A 22,884-nucleotide genomic window follows, 5' to 3' on the forward strand; every position below is an offset into this window, starting at 1 on the left:
CCGCCGCCCCCCCCCGGCCCCCGCGCGCCCCCCGCCCCGCCCTCCCTTGGCCACTGGGGGGCGGGGGCGCGGGCGGGCGGGGGGGCGGGGCCCCGCCCCCGGCCCCCCCGCCCCATCGGCGACTGCTGTGAACTGTGGAGCATAGGAGACTCGAACTCCTGACATCTGCCTTGCAAAGGCAGCGCTCTACCAACTGAGCTAATGCCCCTCGACGGCACCGCCGGTGCCAACGGGCACTAGCGTACCGGGTTCCGGCGCGTTTCCCAGCGCCGTCCCCTGAAGGGGACCGGCCGGTCCGGTCGGTCGACCGGGCCGGCCGGCCCGGGAGGCGCGGGTCGGCGCCTCCGAAGACCGTCGATCGTCAGATCGCCCGGGGCTCAGCGACCGGCCGGGACCGGGTCGGTGGCCTCGGTCCACAGGTCCTGCTCGGCGCGGTCCGCCTGGACCTGACGGTAGACAAAGAAGCCGCCGAGGGCGACCAGGGCGACCAGGAGAAGCTTCTTCACCGCGGGACCTCGTCCTTCTTGCGTTGACGGACTCAAGAGCCGGATCCGGCCGGATTGACCGGTCCGACGAGTCCAGATGTGTTTCGAGCGCAAACGGGCGGCCGGGTGCCAGACTGCCCTTGCGGCCGATGATACACACCGGTATCCCAATCGTGACCAGCCACCGGTGCGGCCAACCCGGCGGTCCGGTCCGAGGATTGACGCAGCACCTCCTGCCGGGCGCCGCGCCGGCGTGCGGCCGGCCCGGGAATCCCCGGTCAGGCCCGGTCCGCCGGGCCTCCCGAGGGGCACGAGCGGGCGGGAACGCCGAAGGGCCCGGAGTGGATCACTCCGGGCCCTTCGGGGAGGTGGGCCTAACAGGACTTGAACCTGTGGCCTCTTCCTTATCAGGGAAGCGCTCTAACCGTCTGAGCTATAGGCCCTCGCCGCACAGAGAGCGTACCGGAATCCGCCCGATCCACGAAAACGTCGAAGGCCCCGGAGTGGATCACTCCGGGGCCTTCGCGGTGGTGGGCCTAACAGGACTTGAACCTGTGGCCTCTTCCTTATCAGGGAAGCGCTCTAACCGTCTGAGCTATAGGCCCTTGCCGCACTGAAAGATTAGCGGACCGACGGCCGATCCCCCAAATCCGGGTCGGCCCGGCCTGCGGCGTGGATCCCGGCGGTCGGCCGCAGCGGGAGGGCGGCGGGGCGCAGCAGCCACTGCTCGCGGGTCGACGGGAGGCCCGCCGCGCCCTCCTCGGTGCTGCGGACGGCGAGGACCTGGTTGATCCCGATCCGGTTCTGCTCGAAGGCGAGCGCGCAGGCCGTCATGTACAGCCGCCAGACCCGGGCCCGGCCGCGGCCGACCAGCCGGACCGCCTCCGTCCAGTGCGCCTCGAGGTTGGCCACCCATTCGCGCAGGGTCAGCCCGTAGTGCTCGCGCAGCGACTCGACGTCCCGGACCTCGAAGCCGGCCTCCTCGAGCCGGGCCACGGTGGAACCGACGGGGGAGAGCTCGCCGTCGGGGAAGACGTAGCGGTCGATGAAGGGGCTGGCGCGGTACGGCTCACCGGGGTGGTCGGGGCGGCGGGCGATCTGGTGGTTGAGCAGCCGGCCGCCGGGCGCCAGCAGCCGGTACAGGCCCTCGGCGTAGACCCGGTACTGCTCGGCGCCGACGTGCTCGGCCATCCCGACACTGGAGATCGCGTCGAACGGCCCGTCGGTGATCTCCCGGTAGTCCTGGAGGCGGACCTCGACCCGGTCGGCCAGGCCGGCCTCCTCGACCCGCGCACGGGCCAGCGCGACCTGTTCCCTGGAGATGGAGACGCCGACCGCGGTGACGCCGTAGTGCTCCGCCGCGTGCAGCAGCAGCGATCCCCAGCCGCAGCCGACGTCGAGCAGCCGCATCCCGGGCCGCAGGCCGAGCTTGCGGCAGATCAGGTCGAGCTTGGCCTCCTGGGCGGCCTCCAGGCTCTTCGCCTCCGGCGTCCAGTAGGCGCACGAGTAGACCATCGAGGGGCCCAGCACGAGGCCGTAGAAGTCGTTCCCGACGTCGTAGTGGTGGCTGATGGCCGCACGGTCCCGGTGGCGGCTGTGCAGCCGCCCCTCGGCCTTCCTGACCTCCTCCTGGGGCGGGGCCGGCTCGGGGCCGAGCGCCCCGGCCCGCAGGAGGGCCGCGAGGACCTGTCGGCCCTTGGCGCCGACGACGTCGCGCGGCCCGAGGTGGAGCGTGCGGATCTCCGGCCGCTCGGCGAACCGACCGACCACCGAGAGCACCTCGTAGAGGTCGGTGCCGGGGGCGATCTCCAGGTCCCCCGAGACGTAGGCCCGGGCCAGGCCCAGCTCGCCCGGCTGCCAGAGCAGCCGGCGCAGTGCCCGGCGGTTGCGCAGGACCACGGTGGGGGCCCCCGGCGGCCCGGCGACGCTGCCGTCCCAGGCCTGCACCCGCAGCGGTGCCGGGACCCCCAACAGCCCGTCCAGGGCCTCGACCAGTTGACCTGCGAGCTTCGCCACCGCGCGCCTCCGTCCAGTCGTCCTGCTGAACCTCTCCTGACCCGGCCGTACGGACCAGGGGCGGCCTGCGGCACTCCCAGGCGCGGAACGGGCGCCACCCAGCAAATCCCACCGCGGCCGACCGGATTCCGGGCGGCACGCCGCGGGGTGCCGACTGTCACCCGAATGCCGACGGGCCCCACCGGCTGCAACAGTCGGTGGGGCCCGTACATTCCGTCCGTGGACGGGAAACTGAGTGCGGGTCAGGATCCGGCCGGGATCAGTCCTCCTCGGCCAGGGTCAGCTCGATGCCGCCGGTGAAGCCGGCCGCCGCGTTGTAGATGAACGCGGAGAGGGTGGACAGGGCGGTCAGCAGGACGACGTCGACCACGGCGATCAGCGTGGTGAAGGTCATCACCTTGCCGAAGCCGACGTAGTCCATCAGGTTGAGGCCGCCGTTGCTGTCCGAGCCCGTGACGTCCTTGAGGGTCTTGGTCAGCGAGTCGAAGACGCCGAGCGAGTCCAGCGTCATCCACAGCACCGCCGAGGCCACGATGATGATGATGCCCACGGCCAGCGACAGCAGGAAGCTGACCTTCATCACCGACCACGGGTCGACCTTGGTCACCCGCAGCCGGGCCTTGCGGGTCCGGCCGAGGCCGGGGCCCGCGGCGGCGGCCGCCGCTGCGGGCGGGGCCGCGGGCGCTCCGGCGGGGCGGCGCGCCGCCCCGGGAACGGGGGTGCCCCGGGGCGGGGTCGGCTGCCCCTTGGCGTACGTGGTCGGCTGGGAGAAGCCCCCCGAGCCGGCCGCCGGGGAGCCCCCCGGCGGCGGGGGCGTCTGGCCGCCGTAGGCCGCGCCGCCCTGACCCGCGCCGCCGGCCTGCGGCATCAGCGAGGTGGACGCGGTCGAGTGCTCGGTCGGCGGCTGCGGGACGCCGTACGAACCCCCGCCCTGCGCGCCCGGACGGCCGCCGGAGGTCCCTCCCGCAGCACCCGTGGCTCCACTCACCTGGTCCTCCCGCACTTCCCACCAGGGCGGCGGCGCCGCCCTGCTTCGTCACTCGTCATCCAGCGCCCGGCGGGATTGCCCGGAACTGGTCGGCGTCCGGTGTCGCCACGCCCACTGTGGGGGACGCGGCGACACCGGTCTGCGGTTCGGTTCAGGCCTCGACGTCTCCGTCGACCGCCGTCTCCGCACCCTCGGCCGGCTCGGTGGACTCGGGGCCGGCGATCTCGTCCTCCGCCGGCTCCTCGTCCTCGGCTTCGGCGTTGCGGGCCATGCCCACGACAGCGTCGCGCTTTCCGAGGTTGATCAGTTGGACGCCCATCGTGTCACGTCCGGTTTCACGAACCTCGGAAACCCTCGTGCGGATCACCCCACCCGAGAGGGTGATCGCCATGATCTCGTCGGTTTCGTCGACCACGAGCGCGCCGACGAGCGAGCCCCGGCCCTCGACGATCTTCGCCGCCTTGGTGCCGTAGCCGCCGCGTCCCTGGACACGGTACTCGTCCACACCGGTGCGCTTGGCGTACCCGCCGTCGGTGGCGGTGAAGACGTAGGTTCCCGGGCGGACGACGTTCATCGAGAGCAGCTCGTCGTCCTCGCGGAAGGCCATGCCCTTGACGCCGGAGGTGGCGCGGCCGGTGGAGCGCAGGGCGTCGTCGGTCGCGGTGAAGCGGATCGACTGGGCCTTCTTGGAGACCAGCAGCAGGTCGTCCTCGGCGGAGACCAGCTCGGCGCCGATCAGCTCGTCGTCCCGGCCCTCCTCGTCCTGGCGCAGGTTGATCGCGATCAGGCCGCCGGAGCGCGGGGAGTCGTAGTCCTTCAGCGCGGACTTCTTCACCAGACCGGCCCGGGTCGCGAGGACCAGGTACGGCTTGTCCTCGTAGGTCCGGACGGCCATCACCTGGGCAATGTGCTCCTCCGGCTGGAAGGCCAGCAGGTTGGCCACGTGCTGGCCGCGGGCGTCGCGCCCGGCGTCCGGCAGCTCGTAGCCCTTGGCGCGGTAGACCCGGCCCTTGTTGGTGAAGAACAGGATCCAGTTGTGGGTCGTCGTCACGAAGAAGTGGTCGACGATGTCGTCCTGCTTCAGCTGGGCACCGCGCACGCCCTTGCCGCCGCGCTTCTGCGAGCGGTAGAGGTCGGAGCGGGTCCGCTTGACGTAGCCGCCACGGGTGATCGTGACGACGATGTCCTCCTCGGCGATGAGGTCCTCGATGGAGAGGTCGCCGTCGGAGGGGATGAGGGTGGAGCGCCGCTCGTCGCCGTACTTCTCGACGATCGCGGTGAGCTCCTCGGAGATGATCTCCCGCTGGCGGGTCGGCGAGGCCAGGATCGCGTTGTACTCGTCGATCTTGCGCTGCAGCTCGTCGTGCTCGTCCATGATCCGCTGGCGCTCGAGGGCGGCCAGGCGGCGCAGCTGCATCTCCAGGATGGCGTTGGCCTGGAGCTCGTCGATGTCGAGCAGGCCCATCAGGCCGGTGCGGGCGGCGTCGGCGCTCGCCGAGGCCCGGATCAGCGCGATGACCTCGTCGATCATGTCCAGGGCGCGCAGCAGCGCGCGCAGGATGTGGGCGCGCTCCTCGGCCTTGCGCAGGCGGAAGGTGGTGCGCCGGACGATGACGTCGACCTGGTGGTTGACCCAGTGCCGGATGAAGGCGTCGAGCGAGAGCGTGCGCGGCACGCCGTCGACCAGGGCCAGCATGTTGGCGCCGAAGTTGGTCTGCAGGTCGGTGTGCTTGTAGAGGTTGTTCAGCACGACCTTGGCGACGGCGTCGCGCTTGAGCACGATCACCAGGCGCTGGCCGGTGCGCGAGGAGGACTCGTCGCGGACGTCGGCGATGCCGGCGACCTTGCCGTCCTTGACCAGGTCGGCGATCTTCAGCGCGAGGTTGTCCGGGTTGACCTGGTACGGCAGCTCGGTGATCACCAGGCACTGGCGGCCCTGGATCTCCTCGACCTCGACCACCGCGCGCATGGTGATCGAGCCGCGCCCGGTGCGGTACGCCTCCTCGATGCCGCGGCGGCCGACGATCAGGGCGCCGGTCGGGAAGTCCGGGCCCTTGATCCGCTCGATCAGGGCGTCCAGCAGCTCCTCGTTGGAGGCGTCCGGGTGCTCCAGCGCCCAGAGCGCCCCGGAGGCGACCTCGCGCAGGTTGTGCGGCGGGATGTTGGTGGCCATGCCGACCGCGATGCCGGTGGCACCGTTGACCAGCAGGTTGGGGATGCGCGCGGGCAGGACGGTGGGCTCCTGCGAGCGGCCGTCGTAGTTGGCGGCGAAGTCGACGGTCTCCTCGTCGATGTCGCGCATCATCTCCATGGCCAGCGGCATCAGCTTGCACTCGGTGTAGCGCATGGCCGCGGCCGGGTCGTTGCCCGGGGAGCCGAAGTTGCCGTTGCCGTCCACCAGCGGCATCCGCAGCGACCACGGCTGGGCCAGGCGGACCACGGTGTCGTAGATCGAGGTGTCGCCGTGCGGGTGGTAGTTGCCCATCACGTCGCCGACGACGCGGGCGCACTTGTAGTAGCCCTTCTCGGGGCGGTACCCGCCGTCGTACATCGCGTAGAGCACGCGCCGGTGCACCGGCTTGAGGCCGTCGCGGACCTCGGGCAGCGCGCGGCTCACGATGACGCTCATCGCGTAGTCGAGGTACGAGCGCTGCATCTCGGTCTCGAGCTCGATCGGCTCGACCCGGGACACGAAGCCCGCCTCGCTGTCAGACAGGGTGGTGGCGGTGCTGGCGTCCGGCTGCTCGCCGTCGGGACGGTTGTCGTCGACCACTGGTGGTCAGTTTCCTTTCACGCGTGACTGGACCGTGCTGGCAGGGGCGGGCCCCGTCACACGTCCAGGAAGCGGACGTCCTTGGCGTTGCGCTGGATGAAGGAGCGGCGGGCCTCGACGTCCTCGCCCATCAGGACGGAGAAGAGGTCGTCGGCACGGGCCGCGTCCTCCAGGGTGATCTGCTGCAGCAGGCGGTGGGCCTGGTCCATGGTGGTGATCCGGAGCTCCTCGGCGTTCATCTCGCCGAGACCCTTGAAGCGCTGGATCGCGTCGTCCTTGGGCAGCCGGCGCCCGGCCGCGACGCCTGCCGCGATGGTGGCATCGCGCTCGCGGTCGGAGTAGACGTAGTCGAAGTCGTCCTTGCCCCACTTGATCTTGTACAGCGGCGGCATCGCCAGGTACACGTACCCGGACTCGACCAGCGGCCGCATGAAGCGGAACAGCAGGGTCAGCAGCAGGGTGCGGATGTGCTGCCCGTCGACGTCGGCGTCCGCCATCAGGACGATCTTGTGATAGCGGAGCTTGGACTCGTCGTAGTCCTCCTGGATGCCGCAGCCGAAGGCCGAGATCAGCGCCTGGACCTCGGTGTTCTGCAGCACCTTGTCGATCCGGGCCTTCTCGACGTTCAGGATCTTGCCGCGGATCGGGAGGATCGCCTGGATGCGCGGGTCGCGGCCCTGCTTGGCCGAGCCGCCTGCGGAGTCACCCTCGACGATGAAGATCTCGCACTCGGACGGGTCCTTGGACTGGCAGTCGCTCAGCTTGCCCGGCAGCGAGGCGCTCTCCAGCAGGCCCTTGCGCCGGGTCAGGTCGCGCGCCTTGCGGGCGGCGACGCGCGCGGTGGCGGCCTGGATGGACTTGCGGATGATGTCCGCGGCCTCGTTGGGGTTGCGGTCCAGCCAGTCGTTCAGCTGCTCGTGGACGACCCGCTGGACGAAGGTCTTCGCCTCGGTGTTGCCGAGCTTGTCCTTGGTCTGGCCCTCGAACTGCGGCTCGCCGAGCTTGACCGAGATGATCGCGGTCAGACCCTCGCGGATGTCCTCGCCGGAGAGGTTGTCGTCCTTCTCGCGGAGCAGCTTCTTGTCCCGCGCGTAGCGGTTCACCAGGCCGGTCAGCGCGGCGCGGAAGCCCTCCTCGTGGGTACCGCCGCCGTGCGTGTGGATGGTGTTGGCGAAGCTGTAGACCCCCTCGGTGTACGAGGAGTTCCACTGCATGGCGACCTCGACGGAGATCGTCTTGTCCTTGTCCTCCGCCTCGAAGTCGATCACCGAGGGGTGGATCACCTCGCCCTTGCGGGAGTTGAGGTGGGTGACGAAGTCCGCGATACCGCCGTCGTACTTGTAGGTGACGGAGAGCGGGTTGCCGTCCTCGTCCGCGTGCTCCGGGCGCTCGTCGGTCAGCGAGATGGTCAGGCCCTTGTTGAGGAACGCCATCTCCTGGAAGCGCCGGGAGAGCGTCTCGAAGGAGTAGACCGTGGTCTCGAAGATGTCCGGGTCGGCCCAGAACGTGACGACGGTCCCGGTGCGCTCGGTGGCCTCGCCCTTGACCAGGGGGGCGACCGGCGCGCCCATCTTGTAGTCCTGGGTCCAGCGGTGGCCGTCCCGGAGGATCTCCACCGCGAGGCGGGTGGAGAGCGCGTTCACCACGGAGACGCCGACGCCGTGCAGACCGCCGGAGACCGCGTAGCCGCCGCCGCCGAACTTGCCGCCCGCGTGCAGCACGGTGAGCACGACCTCGACGGCCGGCTTCTCCTGCCCGGGGACGATGTCGACCGGAATGCCTCGGCCGTTGTCGACCACCCGGACCGCGCCGTCGGCCATGATCGTGACGTCGATGGTGTCGGCGTACCCCGCCATCGCCTCGTCGACGGAGTTGTCCACGACCTCCTGCACCAGGTGGTGCAGGCCGCGCTCGCCGGTGGAACCGATGTACATGCCGGGGCGCTTGCGGACGGCGTCGAGGCCTTCCAGCACCTGGATGTTGCTACCGGTGTAGGAAGCCTGGTCGGACTGGTCTGGGGTCTGGCTGGGGTTGCCGGAATCGGCCACGAAGCGCCCTCTCTGGCACAGCACGGGCCGCATCCCCGCCCCGTGCGGGCGAGCGTGCGACCACGGCGTTTCGACTCGGTTGCCACTAGCAACAGTGTTTGGCTTTCAGTCTACCGGTACGACTGACAGAGATGGGCGTTTGGCAGCCCTTGAAGGCAGATACGCCGCCCTGAATCCCCTCTGCACATGTCCCGATACTCGCCCGGGGGCCCCAGAGCTCCTGGGAGGGCTGTCAGGGGTTCCGGAAGATCGCCGTCCGATCCGCGCCGCCGCCGACGGACCGGCGTTCCGGTCACCCCCAGGTGTCGCCCGGCCCCTTGCTCCCCGGCGCACGCAGTCGGCCGTAGCCGCGGGCGGGCGCCGCCGGACCCAGCACCTTGATGGTCTTGACCGTGCCGTGGCCCAGCTCGTGATTCAGACGGGCCACCAACTGCCGCGCCAGCCACCGCAGTTGAGTGGCCCACGCGGTGGAGTCGCACTGCACGGTGAGCACCGCGGCGGCCTCGTCGTAGGAGGAGGGGTGGCAGTGCGCGGCGATGTCCGGGCCGACGATCTGCGGCCAGCGGCCCATCACCCCGCCGACGGCGGCCGAGGACTCCCAGCCGCGCTCGGTCAGCAACCGGTTCAGCGCCGCGCCCAGCGGGACCGGGTCGCGTCCGTCCGAACGGGCCCCGCTGCGCAGGCCGTGCCGCTTGGCCTCGCGCTTCTCCCGGACCTGCTCGCCGCGCTGGCGAGCCTGGGCGCGGGCCGCCCGCAGCGCGGAGCGGGCGAGATCGGCACCGGTCGGCTCGGGGGTACCGGGGGTGCCGGGCTGGGGGGAGTTCTCCGCCGGCTCGCTCACGGCGATCTCCTTTCCCCAGCCTGTGGACAACGGTCGCGGTCGCACGCCCGCCGAGCCCTCCAGCCTACGGGAGCGCTCGGCGGCCGCGGATCGCGGCGGGGGTCGTGGAACGGGTGCGCGGTCAGGCGTCGATGCGGCGCACGGCGCCGTCGGAGACCGTGAACCGGGCACCGGCCAGCGCCTTCGGCACGTCCTCGGCGACCGCCGCGGTCACCAGCACCTGCTCGCCGTCGGCCACCAGTTCGGCCAGCCGGTCCCGGCGGGCCGCGTCCAGCTCGGCGAACACGTCGTCCAGGATCAGCACCGGCTCACCGCCGTCGGCGCGCAACAGCTCGTACGAGGCCAGCCGCAGCGCGAGCGCGTACGACCAGGACTCGCCGTGGCTGGCGTAGCCCTTGGCGGGCAGCGGGCCGAGCTTGAGCACCAGCTCGTCCCGGTGCGGGCCGACCAGCGTGAGGCCGCGATCGACCTCCTGCTTGCGGGCCGCCTGCAGCGCCCCCAGGAGCTGCTCCTCGGCCTGCTCGCGGCTGGTCGGCAGCTCGCCCTCGAAGGAGCTGCGGTACTCCAGGGTGGTCTCGCCGCCGCCGGGGGCCAGCTGCCCGTACGCGGCCGTCACCAGCGGCTGCAGGGCGGCCACCAGCTGGATCCGGAAGGCCGTCAACTCGGCGCCGGCGCGCGCCAGGTGACCGTCCCAGACCTCCAGGGTGGACAGGTCAGCGCCCTTGCCGCCACCGGCCCGGCGGGCCATCGCGGCGGTCTTCAGCAGGGCGTTGCGCTGCTTGAGCACCCGCTCGTAGTCCTGCCGCACGCCGGCCAGCCGGGGCGCGCGGGCGGTCAGCAGCTCGTCCAGGAAGCGCCGGCGCTCGCCCGGGTCGCCCTTGACCAGGCTGAGGTCCTCGGGGGCGAACAGCACGGTGCGCAGCAGGCCCAGCACGTCGCGCGGGCGGACGTTGTCGGAGCGGTTGATCCGGGCCCGGTTGGCCTTGCCCGGAGTCAGCTCCAGCTCGACCAGGGTGGATCGGCCGCGGTCCACCACCGAGGTGCGGATCACCGCCCGCTCGGCGCCCAGCCGGATCAGCGGGGCGTCGGTGGCGACCCGGTGGCTGCCCAGGGTGGCGACGTAGCCGATCGCCTCGACCAGGTTGGTCTTGCCCTGGCCGTTGGGCCCCACGAACGCCGTCACGCCCGGGTCGAGGGGCACCTCGACCCGGGCGTACGACCGGAAGTCGGCGAGCGACAGATGCGCGACGTGCATGGCTGTGGACTGCGCCCGCCTTCTGTGGATGGAGCCGGGGCCTGCGCCCCGGGTGGGGCCTGCGCCCCGATAGGGACTACTTCGACTCGACCGCGTGGCCGCCGAACTGGTTGCGCAGCGCGGCGATCATCTTCATCTGCGGCGAGTCGTCCTGGCGGGAGGCGAAGCGGGCGAACAGCGAGGCGGTGATCGCCGGCAGCGGCACGGCGTGGTCGATCGCGGCCTCGACGGTCCAGCGGCCCTCGCCGGAGTCGGCGGCCCAGCCCTTGAGCTTGGCCAGGTGCTCGTCGTCGTCCAGGGCGCGGACGGCCAGGTCCAGCAGCCAGGAGCGGATGACGGTGCCCTCCTGCCAGCTACGGAAGACCTCGCGCACGTCGGTGACCTCGGGGGCGGCCTCCAGCAGCTCCCAGCCCTCGGCGAAGGCCTGCATCATCGCGTACTCGATGCCGTTGTGGACCATCTTGGCGAAGTGGCCGGCGCCCACAGCGCCCGCGTGCACCGAGCCGAAGTCGCCCTCGGGCTTGAGCGCGTCGAAGACCGGCTTGGCCTTGGCGACGTGCTCGGCGTCGCCGCCGTACATCAGCGCGTAGCCGTTCTCCAGGCCCCAGACGCCGCCGGAGACGCCGCAGTCGACGAAGCCGATGCCCTTGGCGGCCAGCGACTCGGCGTGCTTGATGTCGTCCGTCCAGCGGGAGTTGCCGCCGTCGACCACCACGTCGCCGGGGGAGAGCAGCTCGGCGAGCTCGTCGACGGTCGCCTGGGTGGCGGCGCCGGCCGGGACCATCACCCAGACCACGCGCGGGCCCTGCAGCTTGCTGACGAGCTCCTGCAGGCTCTCGACGTCGGAGATGTCCGGGTTGCGGTCGTAGCCGATGACGGTGTGGCCGGCGCGGCGGATCCGCTCGCGCATGTTGCCGCCCATCTTGCCGAGACCGATGAGGCCGAGCTCCATGACCAAGTCCTTACCTGTGGTGACGTGCCTGCCGGCGGCGCCGTTGCCGCGCTCCTTGAGCCTACGCGCTGAACCGCCGTGGCCCGCCTGCGGTCGGGCCGACCGGGGGAGACGTCCACAGGCTGTGCACAGCGGGTGTGCACAGCCTGTGGACGGTCACGCGGAACGGGATCAGCCGATCCTCGGCGTCAGCCGGAGAGGCGGACCGGCATGATCAGGTACTGGTAGGCCTTGTCCTCCTCGGCGTCCACCGAGACCTTGCCGCTGAGCAGTGCGGGCTTGGTCGGGGTGGTGAAGCTGAGCTGGGCGTAGGCGGAGTCGATGGCCTTGAGGCCCTCCTCCAGGTAGCCCGGGTTGAAGGCGATCGAGATGGCGTCACCCTCCAGGGAGGCCTCGATGCGCTCGGTGGCCTGGGCGTCGTCGCCCGAACCGGCCTCCAGGGTCAGCACGCCCTCCTCGAAGTTGAGGCGGACCGGGGTGTTGCGCTCGGCGACCAGCGAGACGCGCTTGAGCGCCTCCAGGAAGGGCTGGGTCTGGATCGCGGCGATCGCGTTGAACTCGGTCGGGAAGAGGCTGCGGAACTTGGGGAACTCACCCTCCAGCAGCCGGGTGGTGGTCCGGCGGCCGGCGCCCTCGAAACCGATCAGGCCCTCGCCCGCGCCGCCCGAGGAGAGCGCGATGGAGACGGTGTCGCCGCTGCCCAGGGACTTGGCGATGTCCTGCAGGGTCTTGGCGGGGACCAGGGCGACCGCGGAGATGTCCGACTGCTCGGGCTTCCACAGCAGGTCGCGGACGGCGAAGCGGTAGCGGTCGGTGGCGGCCAGGGTGATCCGGTCGCCCTCGATCTCGACCCGCACGCCGGTGAGCACCGGCAGGGTGTCGTCCCGGCCGGCGGCGACGGCGGCCTGGCTGACCGCGGAGGCGAAGACGTCCCCGGAGACGGTGCCGGTGGCGGTCGGCATCTGGGGCAGGGCCGGGTACTCGTCCACCGGGAGGGTGGGGAGGGTGAAGCGGGAGCTGCCGCAGACCACGCTGACCCGCTGGCCGTCGGTGGAGATCTCCACAGGCCGGTTGGGAAGGTTGCGCGAGATGTCGTTCAGCAGTCGACCGGAGACCAGGACGGTGCCGGCCTCCTCGACGTCCGCCTCGAGCTCGACCCGGGCCGAGACCTCGTAGTCGAAGCCGGACAGGGCCAGGCTGCCCTCCTGTGCCGTCAGCAGCAGGCCGGCCAGCACCGGCACCGGCGGCCGTGCCGGGAGGCTGCGGGCAGCCCAGGCCACCGCCTCCGCGAGGACGTCACGCTCCACCCGGAACTTCACCGGTAACCGCCTCCTGGATCGAGCGCTCCCGCTCGCACTCTGGTTCGTCTGATCTTGATCGTCGGTTGGGCTGTCCGCCGAGCTCTGCTCACTCCGCTTCCAGTCGCAAGGACAGTCTGACGTACTCCGCCGACAGACGGGGCAGACGGGCGGAAGCAACCCGAACAGATGTCGGGGAGCGGTTGTCCACAGATTTGGGGCCCACCCACTTTGAAAGCAGGTTCATGGTCTAACTGTGTAGTGGTAGTAGTAGGGCCTGTGGAAACCGTGGATAACCTCGTTTCCGCAGGTCAGGGCCCGAATTTTGTCCACAGTGGGTGTGGACGGCGGCTGTGGACGGGCAGGCCGCGCTGTGGACAGCCGAGCGTTACCCACAGGGCACGCTGGGTATCCACAGGTTATCCCCAGGGCTATCCCCAGATCCGGGCCCGGTTATCCACGGGCGCCGGTCAACTTTTCGTGACGCCTTTCACACCAGGGTATGAACACCGGCACACGGTTGTCGAACTGTGGACGATGCTGTGGACAACCTGGGGATAACCGCCTCCAGCCTGGGGACAACCGGTGGACAACCCGGATGGCCCACTGGCAGGCCGTCAATTGTCCACACCCTGTGGATAACCGTTGTGCACAAGTCCACAGGCACCTGACCTGCGCGGAAGAGCGTAGCGGCGACCGGCCTGTGGACGAATTCTGGATAACTCCGGACGCCCCGGCCTGTGGACTACGGGGAAGGCGTCCGTCCTGTGGACAACGGCCTTGCGCGCCCCGGGTTTTCGAATCACCGGTCAGTTGTTCGGCGCGGGCTGTGGACTGGCACATCATCCGTCGACCACATCCCTGCCCAGCCGGCGCCGGATACACACCTGTGGATATGCCGAAAGGGCGTCAGGATCGCTCCTGACGCCCTCCGGGCAGCGCTGTGCGGTGGTGTCGCGAAGGGTGCCGCGACGGTGTGCCGCGGCGGCTAGCTCTTGATGCGGTTGGTGAGTTCGGTGACCTGGTTGTAGATCGAGCGGCGCTCGGCCATCAGCGAGCGGATCTTGCGGTCCGCGTGCATCACCGTGGTGTGGTCGCGGCCGCCGAACTGCGCGCCGATCTTCGGCAGCGACAGGTCGGTGAGCTCCCGGCACAGGTACATCGCGATCTGGCGGGCCGTCACCAGCACGCGGCTGCGCGAGGATCCGCAGAGGTCGTCCACGCCCAGGCCGAAGTACGCGGCGGTCTGCTGCATGATGACCTGCGCGGTGATCTCCGGGCCGGCGTCCTCGTCCCCGCCCGGGATCAGGTCCTTGAGGACGATCCCGGCCAACTCCAGGTCCACCGGGGCCCGGTTGAGGTTGGCGAAGGCGGTGACCCGGATCAGGGCGCCCTCCAGCTCCCGGATGTTGCGGGTGATCCGGGACGCGATGAACTCCAACACGTCGGCGGGAGCGTTGAGTTGCTCCTGGATCGCCTTCTTGCGCAGGATCGCGATCCGGGTCTCCAGCTCCGGCGGGGTGACGTCGGTGATCAGACCCCACTCGAAGCGGTTGCGCAGCCGGTCCTCCAGCGTGGTCAGCAGCTTGGGCGGCCGGTCCGACGAGAGGACGATCTGCTTGTTCGCGTTGTGGAGGGTGTTGAAGGTGTGGAAGAACTCCTCCTGCGTGGACTCCTTGCTCGCGAGGAACTGAACGTCGTCCACGAGCAGGATGTCCATGTCCCGGTAGCGGCGGCGGAAGGTGTCCGCCTTGCCGTCCCGGATCGAGTTGATGAACTCGTTGGTGAACTCCTCCGAGGACACGTAGCGCACCCGGGTGCCCGGGAAGAGGCTGCGCGAGTAGTGCCCGATGGCGTGCAGCAGGTGGGTCTTGCCCAGCCCGGACTCGCCGTAGATGAAGAGCGGGTTGTAGGCCTTGGCCGGAGCCTCGGCGACCGCCACCGCCGCCGCGTGCGCGAAGCGGTTGCTGGCGCCGATGACGAAGGTGTCGAACAGGTACTTGGGGTTCAGCCGGGCGGCCGGCTCGTCCTTGCGGGAGCCGCCGGCCGGGGGAGCGCCGGGCGGGGCGGGGACGCCGGGGACGCCGGGACGATCGCCGGACCGCTCCGGGCCGGCCTTCTCCGCCGGGCGGCCGCCGGAGGGCCGGGAGCCCGTGGACCGGCGGCCGGCGCCGCCGCGGGGCTGCTCGTTCGGGCCGGGGCCGTAGGCGCCGCCGAAGAGGTCGCCCTGGGTGGTCGCGGGCGGGCCCGGGAGGGGGCGCGGCGCCTGACGGGCCGCGGGCTCGTCGGACTCGTAGTGGCCGGGCCCCTGCTCCTGGTAGCCAGGCCATCCCTGCGGGCCGCCGGACGGGCCGCCGTACGGTGCCGGGGGCTGCTCGTAGCCGCCGGTGTCGTAGCGGGGCCGCTCGTAGTCCTGCCCGTAGGGCTGGTCCTGCTCGTACGGCTGGCGCTGCTCGTAGGGCTGGTCCTGCTCGTACGGCTGGCGCTGCTCGTAGGGCTGGTCCTGCTCGTACTGCTGCTGGTAGTCCTGGCCGCCGTAGCCGCCGGTGTCCTCGGCCGGGCCCGGGTACGGCTCAGGGGCCTGGGGGGCGGGGGTGGTCGGTACGGCGTTGGCGTCGACCATCACGGCGATCCGGACCGGTCGGCTGAGCTCGCGGCTGAGGGCCTCGGTCAGCTGCGGCAGCAGCCGGCCCTCGAGCACCTGCTTGGCCCGCTCGTTCGGGGTCGCCAGCAGGGCGGTGTCGTGCATCATCCACATCGGCTGGGTGCGCTGCACCCACTGCTTGTCCATCTCCCCGACATCGGGGTCGTTGACCAGCCGCTCGACGACCCTGGCCCAGACCGGGACGAGGTCGCTGTTGACATCAGCCACTGGTGCACGCTTTCCAAGAACAAACCCAGACAAGTTCTGCAACGGTAGTCAGCGAACAGGGCCGGATCAAGTCGTTGTCCACAGGCTGTGGGTAAAGCGGGTCGCAGACGGCTGGTTTGACCCTCGGCCCTCGTCCCGCGTACCGTAACCAGGTCGAGTTGTCGATGGCCGCTGCCGCATGTCCGCGGGTCCACCCGCTCCATAAGGCGCGCAGCACGGGCGCCGTGGATTGCCTCAAACCCCAGCCGAACTGGGGCGATGGGCCGGATTTCCGATATCAGGGGAGATCACGCGGACGCACGGTGACGGCCAAGCGACTTCCCGTCATCCTACGATTCACCTCAGGAGCCCCCGAGTGAGCAAGCGCACCTTCCAGCCGAACAACCGTCGCCGCGCGAAGACCCACGGCTTCCGGCTGCGTATGCGTACCCGCGCCGGCCGTGCCATCCTGGCCGCCCGCCGTGGCAAGGGCCGCACCAGCCTGTCCGCCTGATCCGCGCCAGAGTCTGTTGTGCTGCCCTCCGAGAATCGGCTGCGGCGGCGCCAGGACTTCGCGACCGCGGTGAAACGCGGTCGCCGGGCAGGTCGGCCCCTTCTGGTCGTCCATCTCAGCAGAGATGGTGACCCCCAGGGGCAGACCGACCGGACCAGCGACTCCCGCCCGCACGTCGCCGAGGGGACTCCTTCGGCGCGTGCGGGTTTCGTCGTGAGCAAGGCCGTTGGCCCGGCGGTCGTCCGCAACCTGGTGAAGCGCAGGTTGCGCCATCTCGTTCGTGATCGTCTGTCCAGGCTGCCCGCCGGTAGCCTGATAGTGGTGCGTGCGCTGCCCCAGGCCGCGTCCGCCTCGTACCAGGATCTCGAACGTGACCTGGACGCGGCGCTGAAGCGGTTGCTGAAGGCCGAGCCCGCTGCCACGGCGCCGACGGGAGCAGGGCGATGAAGTACCTGCTGATGGGTCTGATCAGGGTCTACCAGTGGACGATCAGCCCACTGCTCGGTCCGGTGTGCCGCTACTACCCCTCCTGCTCGCACTACGGCTTCGAGGCCGTGAAGGTGCACGGGGCGGTCAAGGGCGGCGGACTGACCGCCTGGCGCATCCTGCGCTGCAATCCGTGGACGCCCGGCGGGGTCGATCACGTCCCGCCGCGTAAGCATCCGGTGTGGTACCGGCGGTTGCGAGACTGGCTGAAGAGCCGGTCCGCCACCGGAGATCCGGTGACCGCCACCCCCGCCGGTCCGGACCCCGAGGGCCCGGCGACCATTGGTCCCGTGCGGCCAATCCACCTGTCCAAGGAGCCTGACCGGTGACCTTCTCCTTCCTGAATCCCCTGTACACAGCGGTGTCCTGGATCATCGTCCAGTTCCACTCGCTGTACAGCAACGTCTTTGACCCGGACGGTGGCTGGGCCTGGGGTCTGGCCATCGCCTCGATGGTGGTCGTCATCCGGATCTGCCTGATCCCGCTCTTCGTGAAGCAGATCAAGGCGACCCGGGCCATGCAGGCGATCCAGCCGAAGATGAAGGCCATCCAGGAGCGCTACAAGAACGACCGGCAGCGCCAGTCCGAAGAGATGATGAAGCTGTACAAGGAGGCGGGTACCAACCCGTTCTCCAGCTGCCTTCCCATCCTCGTGCAGGCGCCGTTCTTCACCGCCCTCTACGGCGTGCTCGCCAAGGTCGCCAAGGGCCACGACATCGGCGTCATCCACGGCGACCTGCTGGTGAGCGCCGGCAAGGCGCACATCTTCGGTGCCCCGCTCTCCGCGACCTTCGTCAGCAGCAGCGAGACCAGTGTCAAGATCGTCACCGCGGTGATGATCATCATGATGTCGCTGTCGCAGTTCGTCACCCAGCGCCAGCTGATGACCAAGAACGTCGACCTCACGGTGAAGACGCCGTTCATGCAGCAGCAGAAGATGCTGATGTACGTCTTCCCGGTCATGTTCGCCGTGATGGGCATCAACTTCCCGGTGGGTGTCCTGGTCTACTGGCTGACCACCAACGTGTGGTCGATGGGCCAGCAGCTGATCGTCATCCACAACAACCCGACCCCGGGCAGCAAGGCCTTCCAGGAGCGCCAGGCGCGGCTGAAGAAGGCGGGCCGACTGCGTCCGGACGGCACGGAGATCAAGGGCGCGCTCTGGGGCATGCTGCCCCCGTCCAAGGAGGCCATCACCGCTGCGGCGACCGCCTCCGCGGTGGTCGAGGAGTCGGTGCAGGCACGTCGCCAGCAGCCCCGCCGGCAGTCCAAGTCGCAGCGCCAGCAGGGCGGACACCCGACGGCCGAGCTGAGCAAGGACACCGAGGCCGAGGAGCCCGTCGACGCCGTCCCGGTGGAACCGGAGGCCAAGCCTGAGGCCGCCAAGCAGGGCGCGGCCAAGCCGACCGGTACCAAGCAGGGCACCCGGCAGCAGCCGAAGCGTGGCGGCGGCCAGCGGCCGAAGAGGAAGTCCTGACCGGCCCCGGGCCGGTCAGGACAGCCGCGAAGAGCTTCGTTCCCGGCCCGCCAGACGGGCCCATCTCCGAAGGAGTCCATCAGTGACGGAAGGCACCACCTCCGCCGTCGAGGCCGAGGCCGTCGCCAGCGCCGACGAGAGCATCATCACCCGCCTGGAGCAGGAGGGGGACATCGCGGCGGACTACCTGGAGGGTCTGCTCGACATCGCCGACCTCGACGGTGACATCGACATGGACGTCGAGGGCGACCGCGCCCTGGTCTCCATCGTCGGCGACGGCAACGACCGCGCGCTGCAGCGCCTGGTCGGCCAGGACGGCGAGGTGCTGGAGGCGCTGCAGGAGCTGACCCGGTTGGCTGTCCACCGGGAGACCGGCGAGCGCAGCCGCCTCATGCTGGACATTGCCGGCTTCCGGGCCCGCAAGCGCACCGAGCTGGCCACGCTCGGCGCCGAGGCCGCCGAGCAGGCGAAGAGCAGCGGCGAACAGGTCAAGCTGCGTCCGATGACGCCGTTCGAGCGCAAGGTCGTCCACGACGCGGTCGCCGCGGCCGGTCTGCGCAGCGAGTCCGAGGGCGAAGAGCCCCAGCGGTGCGTGGTCGTGCTGCCGGCCTGAGGCCGGCTGTCGATGACCGGTCGCCGAGGCGGCCGGAGAGCTTCACCGGACGCGACCCCGTCCGCCTCGTGCGGGCGGGGTCGTCGTCCCTTCCGCGGGGAGCGACCCGCGGGAGACGTTTCACGTGAAACAGTGCGTTGAGCGGGTCGGTGGATCCGGGGATCGGAGAGGTCGAGATGGACACGGAGAACGCGGCTGCCGGCCGGCCGGGGGCGGACGTGGACCCGGCCGCCGAGGGGCGGGCCGCCGAGGTGGCTGAGCCGAGCGAGGTGGCCGGGCCGGGTGAGGCGCCGGCCGCCGCCCAGGAGGTCTTCGGCGATCGCTTCGACGCCGCGGTCCGCTACACGGAGCTGCTGGCCACCGCGGGTGTCCAGCGCGGGCTGATCGGGCCGCGTGAGGTGCCCCGTCTCTGGGACCGCCACGTGCTCAACTGCGCGGTGCTGGCCGAGCTGCTTCCCGGCGGCATCACCCTGTGCGACGTCGGCTCCGGCGCCGGGCTGCCCGGCATCCCGGTGGCGCTGGCCCGTCCGGACGTCTCGGTGACGCTGCTGGAGCCGCTGCTGCGCCGGACCACCTTCCTGGAGGAGGTCGTCCGGGAGCTCGGGCTGGACAATGTCACGGTGCTGCGCGGCCGCGCCGAGGAGATGGTCGGCAAGCTCGCAGTGGACGTGGTGACCGCCCGGGCGGTGGCGCCGCTGGAGCGGCTGGCCGGCTGGGGCATGCCGCTGCTGCGTCCGCACGGTCAGATGCTGGCGCTCAAGGGGGACAGCGCGGAGCAGGAGCTGGCCGACTCGCGCGCCGGGCTGGCCAAGCTGGGCGCGGTCGAGTGGAGCGTGATCTCGGTCGGCGAAGGCACCCTGGAGACTTCGACCCGGGTGGTCCAGGTCAAGGCGGGGGAGAGCCCCGGCGGGGTGAAGGCCGCGACCCGGCGGGCCAAGGCGGCCCGGGCGGGCCGCAACGCGACCGCCCGCAACGGCGAGCGGGGCGCCCGGGGCGGGCGGCGCCGCACCCGCTGATCCGGGCGACACCGGACACGAACGGAGACGGGCGGACGGGCCTCCTGAACGGGAGGAGCGTCCGCCCGTCGTCGTTCGGGTGACCGACGGACCCGGCCTCCCCAGGCCCCCGGCCGGGAGGTGCCCCGGGGAGACCGGAGTGTCGCAACGTCAGATTTCCGGCATAGCGGGCATGGTGTTTCACGTGAAACGTCGCTCCTTGCTCTCGGACAGTCTTGATCTGCGGCTCCGCCGCGGGCTCGGCCTCTTCCGGGCGGCGACTGTTGCCGCTCCGGTTTCACGTGAAACACTGACCCCCATGCAGGACTCGGAGACCATCGACCAGATCGATGACACGCCCATCGCACGGGCTGCCCAGGCTGCGGTTCAGGCGATCGGCCGAGCGGGTGAGGGGCTGCCCCGGCCCGCCGCGACCCGGGTGATCGTGGTCGCCAACCAGAAGGGCGGGGTGGGCAAGACCACCACCACCGTGAACATGGCCGCCTCGCTGGCCATGCACGGGCTGCGCGTCCTGGTCGTCGACCTAGACCCGCAGGGCAACGCCTCCACGGCGCTGGGCATCGACCACCACGCCGAGGTGCCGTCCATCTACGACGTCCTGGTGGAGGGCAAGCCGCTGGCCGACGTGGTGCAGCCGGTGCACGACGTCGAGGGACTCTTCTGCGTCCCCGCCACCATCGACCTGGCCGGCGCCGAGATCGAGCTGGTCTCCCTGGTGGCCCGGGAGAGCCGGCTCCAGCGCGCCATCGCGGCCTACGAGCAGCCGCTCGACTACATCCTGATCGACTGCCCGCCCTCACTGGGCCTGCTGACGGTCAACGCCCTGGTCGCCGGCCAGGAGGTGCTGATCCCGATCCAGTGCGAGTACTACGCGCTGGAGGGCCTCGGCCAGCTGCTGCGCAACGTCGAGCTGGTGCGCGCGCACCTCAACCCCGCGCTGCACGTGTCGACGATCCTGCTCACCATGTACGACGCCCGGACCAGGCTGGCGGCTCAGGTCGCCGAGGAGGTCCGGACCCACTTCCCGCAAGAGGTGCTGAGCACGGCGATCCCGCGCTCGGTCCGCATCTCGGAGGCGCCCAGCTACGGGCAGACGGTGCTCACCTACGACCCGGGCTCGACCGGGGCGCTCTCCTACCTGGAGGCCGCCCGCGAGCTCGCGCTGCGTGCGGTGGGCGAGGGCGGCTCGCTGGTGAGTCAGCGGCGGGACGGCCAGCAGGGGCACGGCGCCCCGGTGGCACAGCACGGCACGACGGAGGGTCATCAGTGAGTGGTCGCAGGGGTCTGGGTCGAGGGCTGGAGGCGCTGATCCGCCCCGCCGCGCCGGTGGACGGCGAGGCGGAGGCGAAGTCTGCGACAGCCGCGCCCGCACCGGCCCCGGTGGGGGCGAACGGCGGGACGGCGCCGGCCTCGGTGCCGCCGCTGCCGAGTGGCCGCGGCACGGTGGCGGCCCGGGCGGCCGCGGAGAAGCAGGCCGCGCAGGCGCAGCCGGCGGGTGCCTACTTCGCCGAGCTGCCGCTGGACGCGATCACCCCCAACCCGCGCCAGCCGCGTGAGGTCTTCGACGAGGACAAGCTGGCCGAGCTGGCGACCTCCATCAAGGAGGTCGGTCTGCTCCAGCCGATCGTGGTGCGCCAGGTCGGTGTCGACAGCTTCGAGCTGATCATGGGCGAGCGCCGCTGGCGTGCCTCCCGGGAGGCCGGGCTGGAGCGGATCCCGGCGATCGTCCGGGCCACCGAGGACGACAAGCTGCTGCTGGACGCCCTCCTGGAGAACCTGCAGCGCGCCGAGCTGAACCCGCTGGAGGAGGCCGCCGCCTACGACCAGCTGCTGCGGGACTTCTCCTGCACCCACGACCAGCTGGCCGACCGGGTCGGTCGCTCGCGCTCGCACGTCTCCAACACGCTGCGGCTGCTGAAGCTGCCGCCGACCGTCCAGACCAGGGTGGCGGCCGGCACCGTGATGGCCGGGCACGCGAGGGCGCTGCTGGGCCTGTCCGACCCGGAGCGCCAGGAGCAGGTGGCGGCCCGGATCAACGCGGAGGGCCTGAGCGTGCGCAACGTCGAGGAGATCGTCATGATGATCAACTCGGCGGCGGAGACCGAGGCGGACAAGCCGAGGCGCCAGGCCCCCAAGGCGGGCAAGCTGCTCTCCCCGGCCTTCAACGACCTCGCGAGCCGGCTGTCGGACCGTTTCGACACCCGGGTCAAGGTCGAGGTCTCGCAGCGTGGCGGCAAGCTGGGCAAGGGCAAGGTGGTGCTGGAGTTCGGTTCGGTGGAGGACCTCAACCGGATCCTGGACAGCATGGCCCCCGGCGAGGACGGTCTGCGGCTGTCGCAGGGCTGAGCCGGACTTCGGGGCCGAGGGCACCGACCCGATGGGTGCATGCTTCACGTGAGCGCTGTTTCACGTGAAACATGCACCCATCGGTGTTCGTGGGGGAATGCTCGACGGTGAGGTGGAGGAGGAGGTACGGGCAATGGGACGCCGGATGGCTCCGCTGACGCTGGACAACCTCGGGGACCTGCCGAACGGCTGCCGTTCCTGTGTGTTCTGGGAGCTGGACCCGGTCAGCGCGAAGGAGGCGGTGGAGTCCGGGAAGCCGGAGCTGGAGAAGGAGGGGTGGATCTCCACGGTGCTGCTGGAGTGGGGCTCCTGCGGTCGGATCGTCTATGTGGACGACCAGCCCGCGGGGTTCGTGCTCTACGCGCCGCCCGCCTACGTCCCCCGCTCGCAGTCCTTCCCGACCAGCCCGGTCTCGCCGGACGCCGTTCAGCTGATGGTAAGCCGGGTGCTGCCGGGCTACCAGCGCCAGGGGCTCGGCCGGGTGCTGGTGCAGACGGTGGCCAAGGACCTGATCGGGCGCGGGGTGCGGGCGATCGAGGCCTTCGGCTCGGCCGGACGGCTGCCGACCAGCTGTGTGCTGCCGGCCGACCACCTGCTCGCGGTCGGCTTCAAGACCGTCCGGCCGCACGTCCGCTACCCGCGGCTGCGGCTGGAGGCGCGGACCACGCTCTCCTGGCGGGGGGACGTGGAGGGGGCGCTGGAGCGGCTGCTCGGCGGCGGGCGCAAGGAGCCGGCGCTGCGACCGTTCTGAGCGCGGGCCGTGCGGGCGGCTCCGAGCGCGGGCGGTGCGGGAGGCGGAGGAACGAGAACGGCGGCGGGGGGGCCCGGGGGGGGGGCCCCCCCCCGGGGGGGGGGGGGGGCCGCCGCCAAGAATTAAAAGGCCCCCGGCCGCCGCAGCCCCCCCCGCGGGCCGGGGCCCGGGGGT

The 22,884-nt window shown here is 71.0% G+C and carries 19 protein-coding genes and 3 tRNA genes; 9 read left to right on the plus strand and 13 right to left on the minus strand.

Features of this window, described 5'->3' with window-relative positions:
• Positions 1–135: 135 nt before the first annotated feature.
• The 13 genes from ACIBEC_RS26825 to dnaA all read right to left on the minus strand — a co-directional run bounded on the left by ACIBEC_RS26825 (position 136) and on the right by dnaA (position 15,528).
• Positions 136–208 (minus strand) — tRNA-Ala (locus ACIBEC_RS26825).
• A gap of 169 nt (positions 209–377) precedes the next feature.
• Positions 378–506 (minus strand): DLW-39 family protein, encoded by a 129-nt coding sequence (locus ACIBEC_RS26830; RefSeq protein ID WP_014137031.1) that lies wholly within the window; start codon positions 504–506, stop codon positions 378–380.
• A 348-nt stretch (positions 507–854) separates the two neighbouring features.
• Positions 855–928, minus strand: a tRNA-Ile gene (locus ACIBEC_RS26835).
• Between the two features lie 85 nt (positions 929–1,013).
• Positions 1,014–1,090, minus strand: a tRNA-Ile gene (locus ACIBEC_RS26840).
• Between the two features lie 16 nt (positions 1,091–1,106).
• Positions 1,107–2,501 (minus strand): cyclopropane-fatty-acyl-phospholipid synthase family protein, encoded by a 1,395-nt coding sequence (locus ACIBEC_RS26845; protein ID WP_360502549.1) that lies wholly within the window; start codon positions 2,499–2,501, stop codon positions 1,107–1,109.
• 259 nt (positions 2,502–2,760) lie between these two features.
• Entirely contained in the window at positions 2,761–3,489 is a 729-nt protein-coding gene (locus ACIBEC_RS26850) for a DUF3566 domain-containing protein (protein ID WP_360502546.1), read from the minus strand.
• A 151-nt stretch (positions 3,490–3,640) separates the two neighbouring features.
• Positions 3,641–6,205 carry a DNA gyrase subunit A gene (gene gyrA / locus ACIBEC_RS26855; RefSeq protein ID WP_360502560.1) on the minus strand — a complete coding sequence of 855 codons (2,565 nt, stop codon included), beginning with the start codon at positions 6,203–6,205 and terminating at the stop codon, positions 3,641–3,643.
• Positions 6,206–6,318: 113 nt separating this feature from the next.
• Complete coding sequence (gene gyrB, locus ACIBEC_RS26860) at positions 6,319–8,334, minus strand: DNA topoisomerase (ATP-hydrolyzing) subunit B (protein ID WP_360502543.1); 2,016 nt, start codon at positions 8,332–8,334, stop codon at positions 6,319–6,321.
• Positions 8,335–8,602: 268 nt separating this feature from the next.
• Positions 8,603–9,151, minus strand: coding sequence for a DciA family protein (locus ACIBEC_RS26865; protein WP_360502540.1), 549 nt, complete (start codon positions 9,149–9,151; stop codon positions 8,603–8,605).
• Positions 9,152–9,272: 121 nt separating this feature from the next.
• Positions 9,273–10,406, minus strand: coding sequence for a DNA replication/repair protein RecF (gene recF / locus ACIBEC_RS26870; protein WP_360502537.1), 1,134 nt, complete (start codon positions 10,404–10,406; stop codon positions 9,273–9,275).
• Between the two features lie 76 nt (positions 10,407–10,482).
• Entirely contained in the window at positions 10,483–11,358 is an 876-nt protein-coding gene (gene gnd / locus ACIBEC_RS26875; protein WP_360502534.1) for a phosphogluconate dehydrogenase (NAD(+)-dependent, decarboxylating), read from the minus strand.
• A 188-nt stretch (positions 11,359–11,546) separates the two neighbouring features.
• Positions 11,547–12,677, minus strand: a complete 1,131-nt coding sequence (gene dnaN / locus ACIBEC_RS26880; protein WP_360502531.1) for a DNA polymerase III subunit beta — start codon at positions 12,675–12,677, stop codon at positions 11,547–11,549.
• A 967-nt stretch (positions 12,678–13,644) separates the two neighbouring features.
• Positions 13,645–15,528 (minus strand): chromosomal replication initiator protein DnaA, encoded by a 1,884-nt coding sequence (gene dnaA / locus ACIBEC_RS26885; protein WP_360502528.1) that lies wholly within the window; start codon positions 15,526–15,528, stop codon positions 13,645–13,647.
• 355 nt (positions 15,529–15,883) lie between these two features.
• Between dnaA and rpmH the strand changes: the two genes are divergently transcribed.
• The 9 genes from rpmH to ACIBEC_RS26930 all read left to right on the plus strand — a co-directional run bounded on the left by rpmH (position 15,884) and on the right by ACIBEC_RS26930 (position 22,710).
• Positions 15,884–16,021 carry a 50S ribosomal protein L34 gene (gene rpmH, locus ACIBEC_RS26890; protein ID WP_030392420.1) on the plus strand — a complete coding sequence of 46 codons (138 nt, stop codon included), beginning with the start codon at positions 15,884–15,886 and terminating at the stop codon, positions 16,019–16,021.
• 18 nt (positions 16,022–16,039) lie between these two features.
• Complete coding sequence (rnpA, locus tag ACIBEC_RS26895) at positions 16,040–16,468, plus strand: ribonuclease P protein component (protein ID WP_097236931.1); 429 nt, start codon at positions 16,040–16,042, stop codon at positions 16,466–16,468.
• Entirely contained in the window at positions 16,465–16,836 is a 372-nt protein-coding gene (gene yidD, locus ACIBEC_RS26900; RefSeq protein ID WP_360502526.1) for a membrane protein insertion efficiency factor YidD, read from the plus strand. Before rnpA ends, yidD begins: the two co-directional genes overlap by 4 nt.
• Entirely contained in the window at positions 16,833–17,984 is a 1,152-nt protein-coding gene (gene yidC, locus ACIBEC_RS26905; protein WP_360502524.1) for a membrane protein insertase YidC, read from the plus strand. The genes yidD and yidC overlap by 4 nt, the downstream gene beginning before the upstream one ends.
• 82 nt (positions 17,985–18,066) lie before the next feature.
• Positions 18,067–18,597 (plus strand): R3H domain-containing nucleic acid-binding protein, encoded by a 531-nt coding sequence (locus ACIBEC_RS26910; protein WP_360502521.1) that lies wholly within the window; start codon positions 18,067–18,069, stop codon positions 18,595–18,597.
• 176 nt (positions 18,598–18,773) lie between these two features.
• Positions 18,774–19,613 carry a 16S rRNA (guanine(527)-N(7))-methyltransferase RsmG gene (gene rsmG / locus ACIBEC_RS26915; protein ID WP_360502518.1) on the plus strand — a complete coding sequence of 280 codons (840 nt, stop codon included), beginning with the start codon at positions 18,774–18,776 and terminating at the stop codon, positions 19,611–19,613.
• A gap of 220 nt (positions 19,614–19,833) precedes the next feature.
• The gene (locus tag ACIBEC_RS26920) at positions 19,834–20,883 is read left to right on the plus strand and encodes a ParA family protein (protein ID WP_396289032.1); all 1,050 of its coding nucleotides are present in this window, start codon (positions 19,834–19,836) and stop codon (positions 20,881–20,883) included.
• Positions 20,880–21,959: a ParB/RepB/Spo0J family partition protein gene (locus ACIBEC_RS26925; protein WP_360502513.1), complete on the plus strand. Its 1,080-nt coding sequence runs from the start codon at positions 20,880–20,882 to the stop codon at positions 21,957–21,959. The genes ACIBEC_RS26920 and ACIBEC_RS26925 overlap by 4 nt, the downstream gene beginning before the upstream one ends.
• A 133-nt stretch (positions 21,960–22,092) precedes the next feature.
• Positions 22,093–22,710 (plus strand): GNAT family N-acetyltransferase, encoded by a 618-nt coding sequence (locus ACIBEC_RS26930; protein WP_360502510.1) that lies wholly within the window; start codon positions 22,093–22,095, stop codon positions 22,708–22,710.
• Positions 22,711–22,884 lie beyond the last annotated feature (174 nt).

Source organism: Kitasatospora sp. NPDC051164 (assembly GCF_044455625.1).
Lineage (GTDB): Bacteria > Actinomycetota > Actinomycetes > Streptomycetales > Streptomycetaceae > Kitasatospora.

Bases quoted from the DNA above. Each gene is read 5' to 3' on its own strand.
- recF (WP_360502537.1), bottom strand. From the start codon at position 10,406: ATGCACGTCGCGCATCTGTCGCTCGCCGACTTCCGGTCGTACGCCCGG.
- gnd (WP_360502534.1), bottom strand. From the start codon at position 11,358: ATGGAGCTCGGCCTCATCGGTCTCGGCAAGATGGGCGGCAACATGCGC.
- yidD (WP_360502526.1), top strand. From the start codon at position 16,465: ATGAAGTACCTGCTGATGGGTCTGATCAGGGTCTACCAGTGGACGATC.
- rsmG (WP_360502518.1), top strand. From the start codon at position 18,774: ATGGACACGGAGAACGCGGCTGCCGGCCGGCCGGGGGCGGACGTGGAC.
- ACIBEC_RS26930 (WP_360502510.1), top strand. From the start codon at position 22,093: ATGGGACGCCGGATGGCTCCGCTGACGCTGGACAACCTCGGGGACCTG.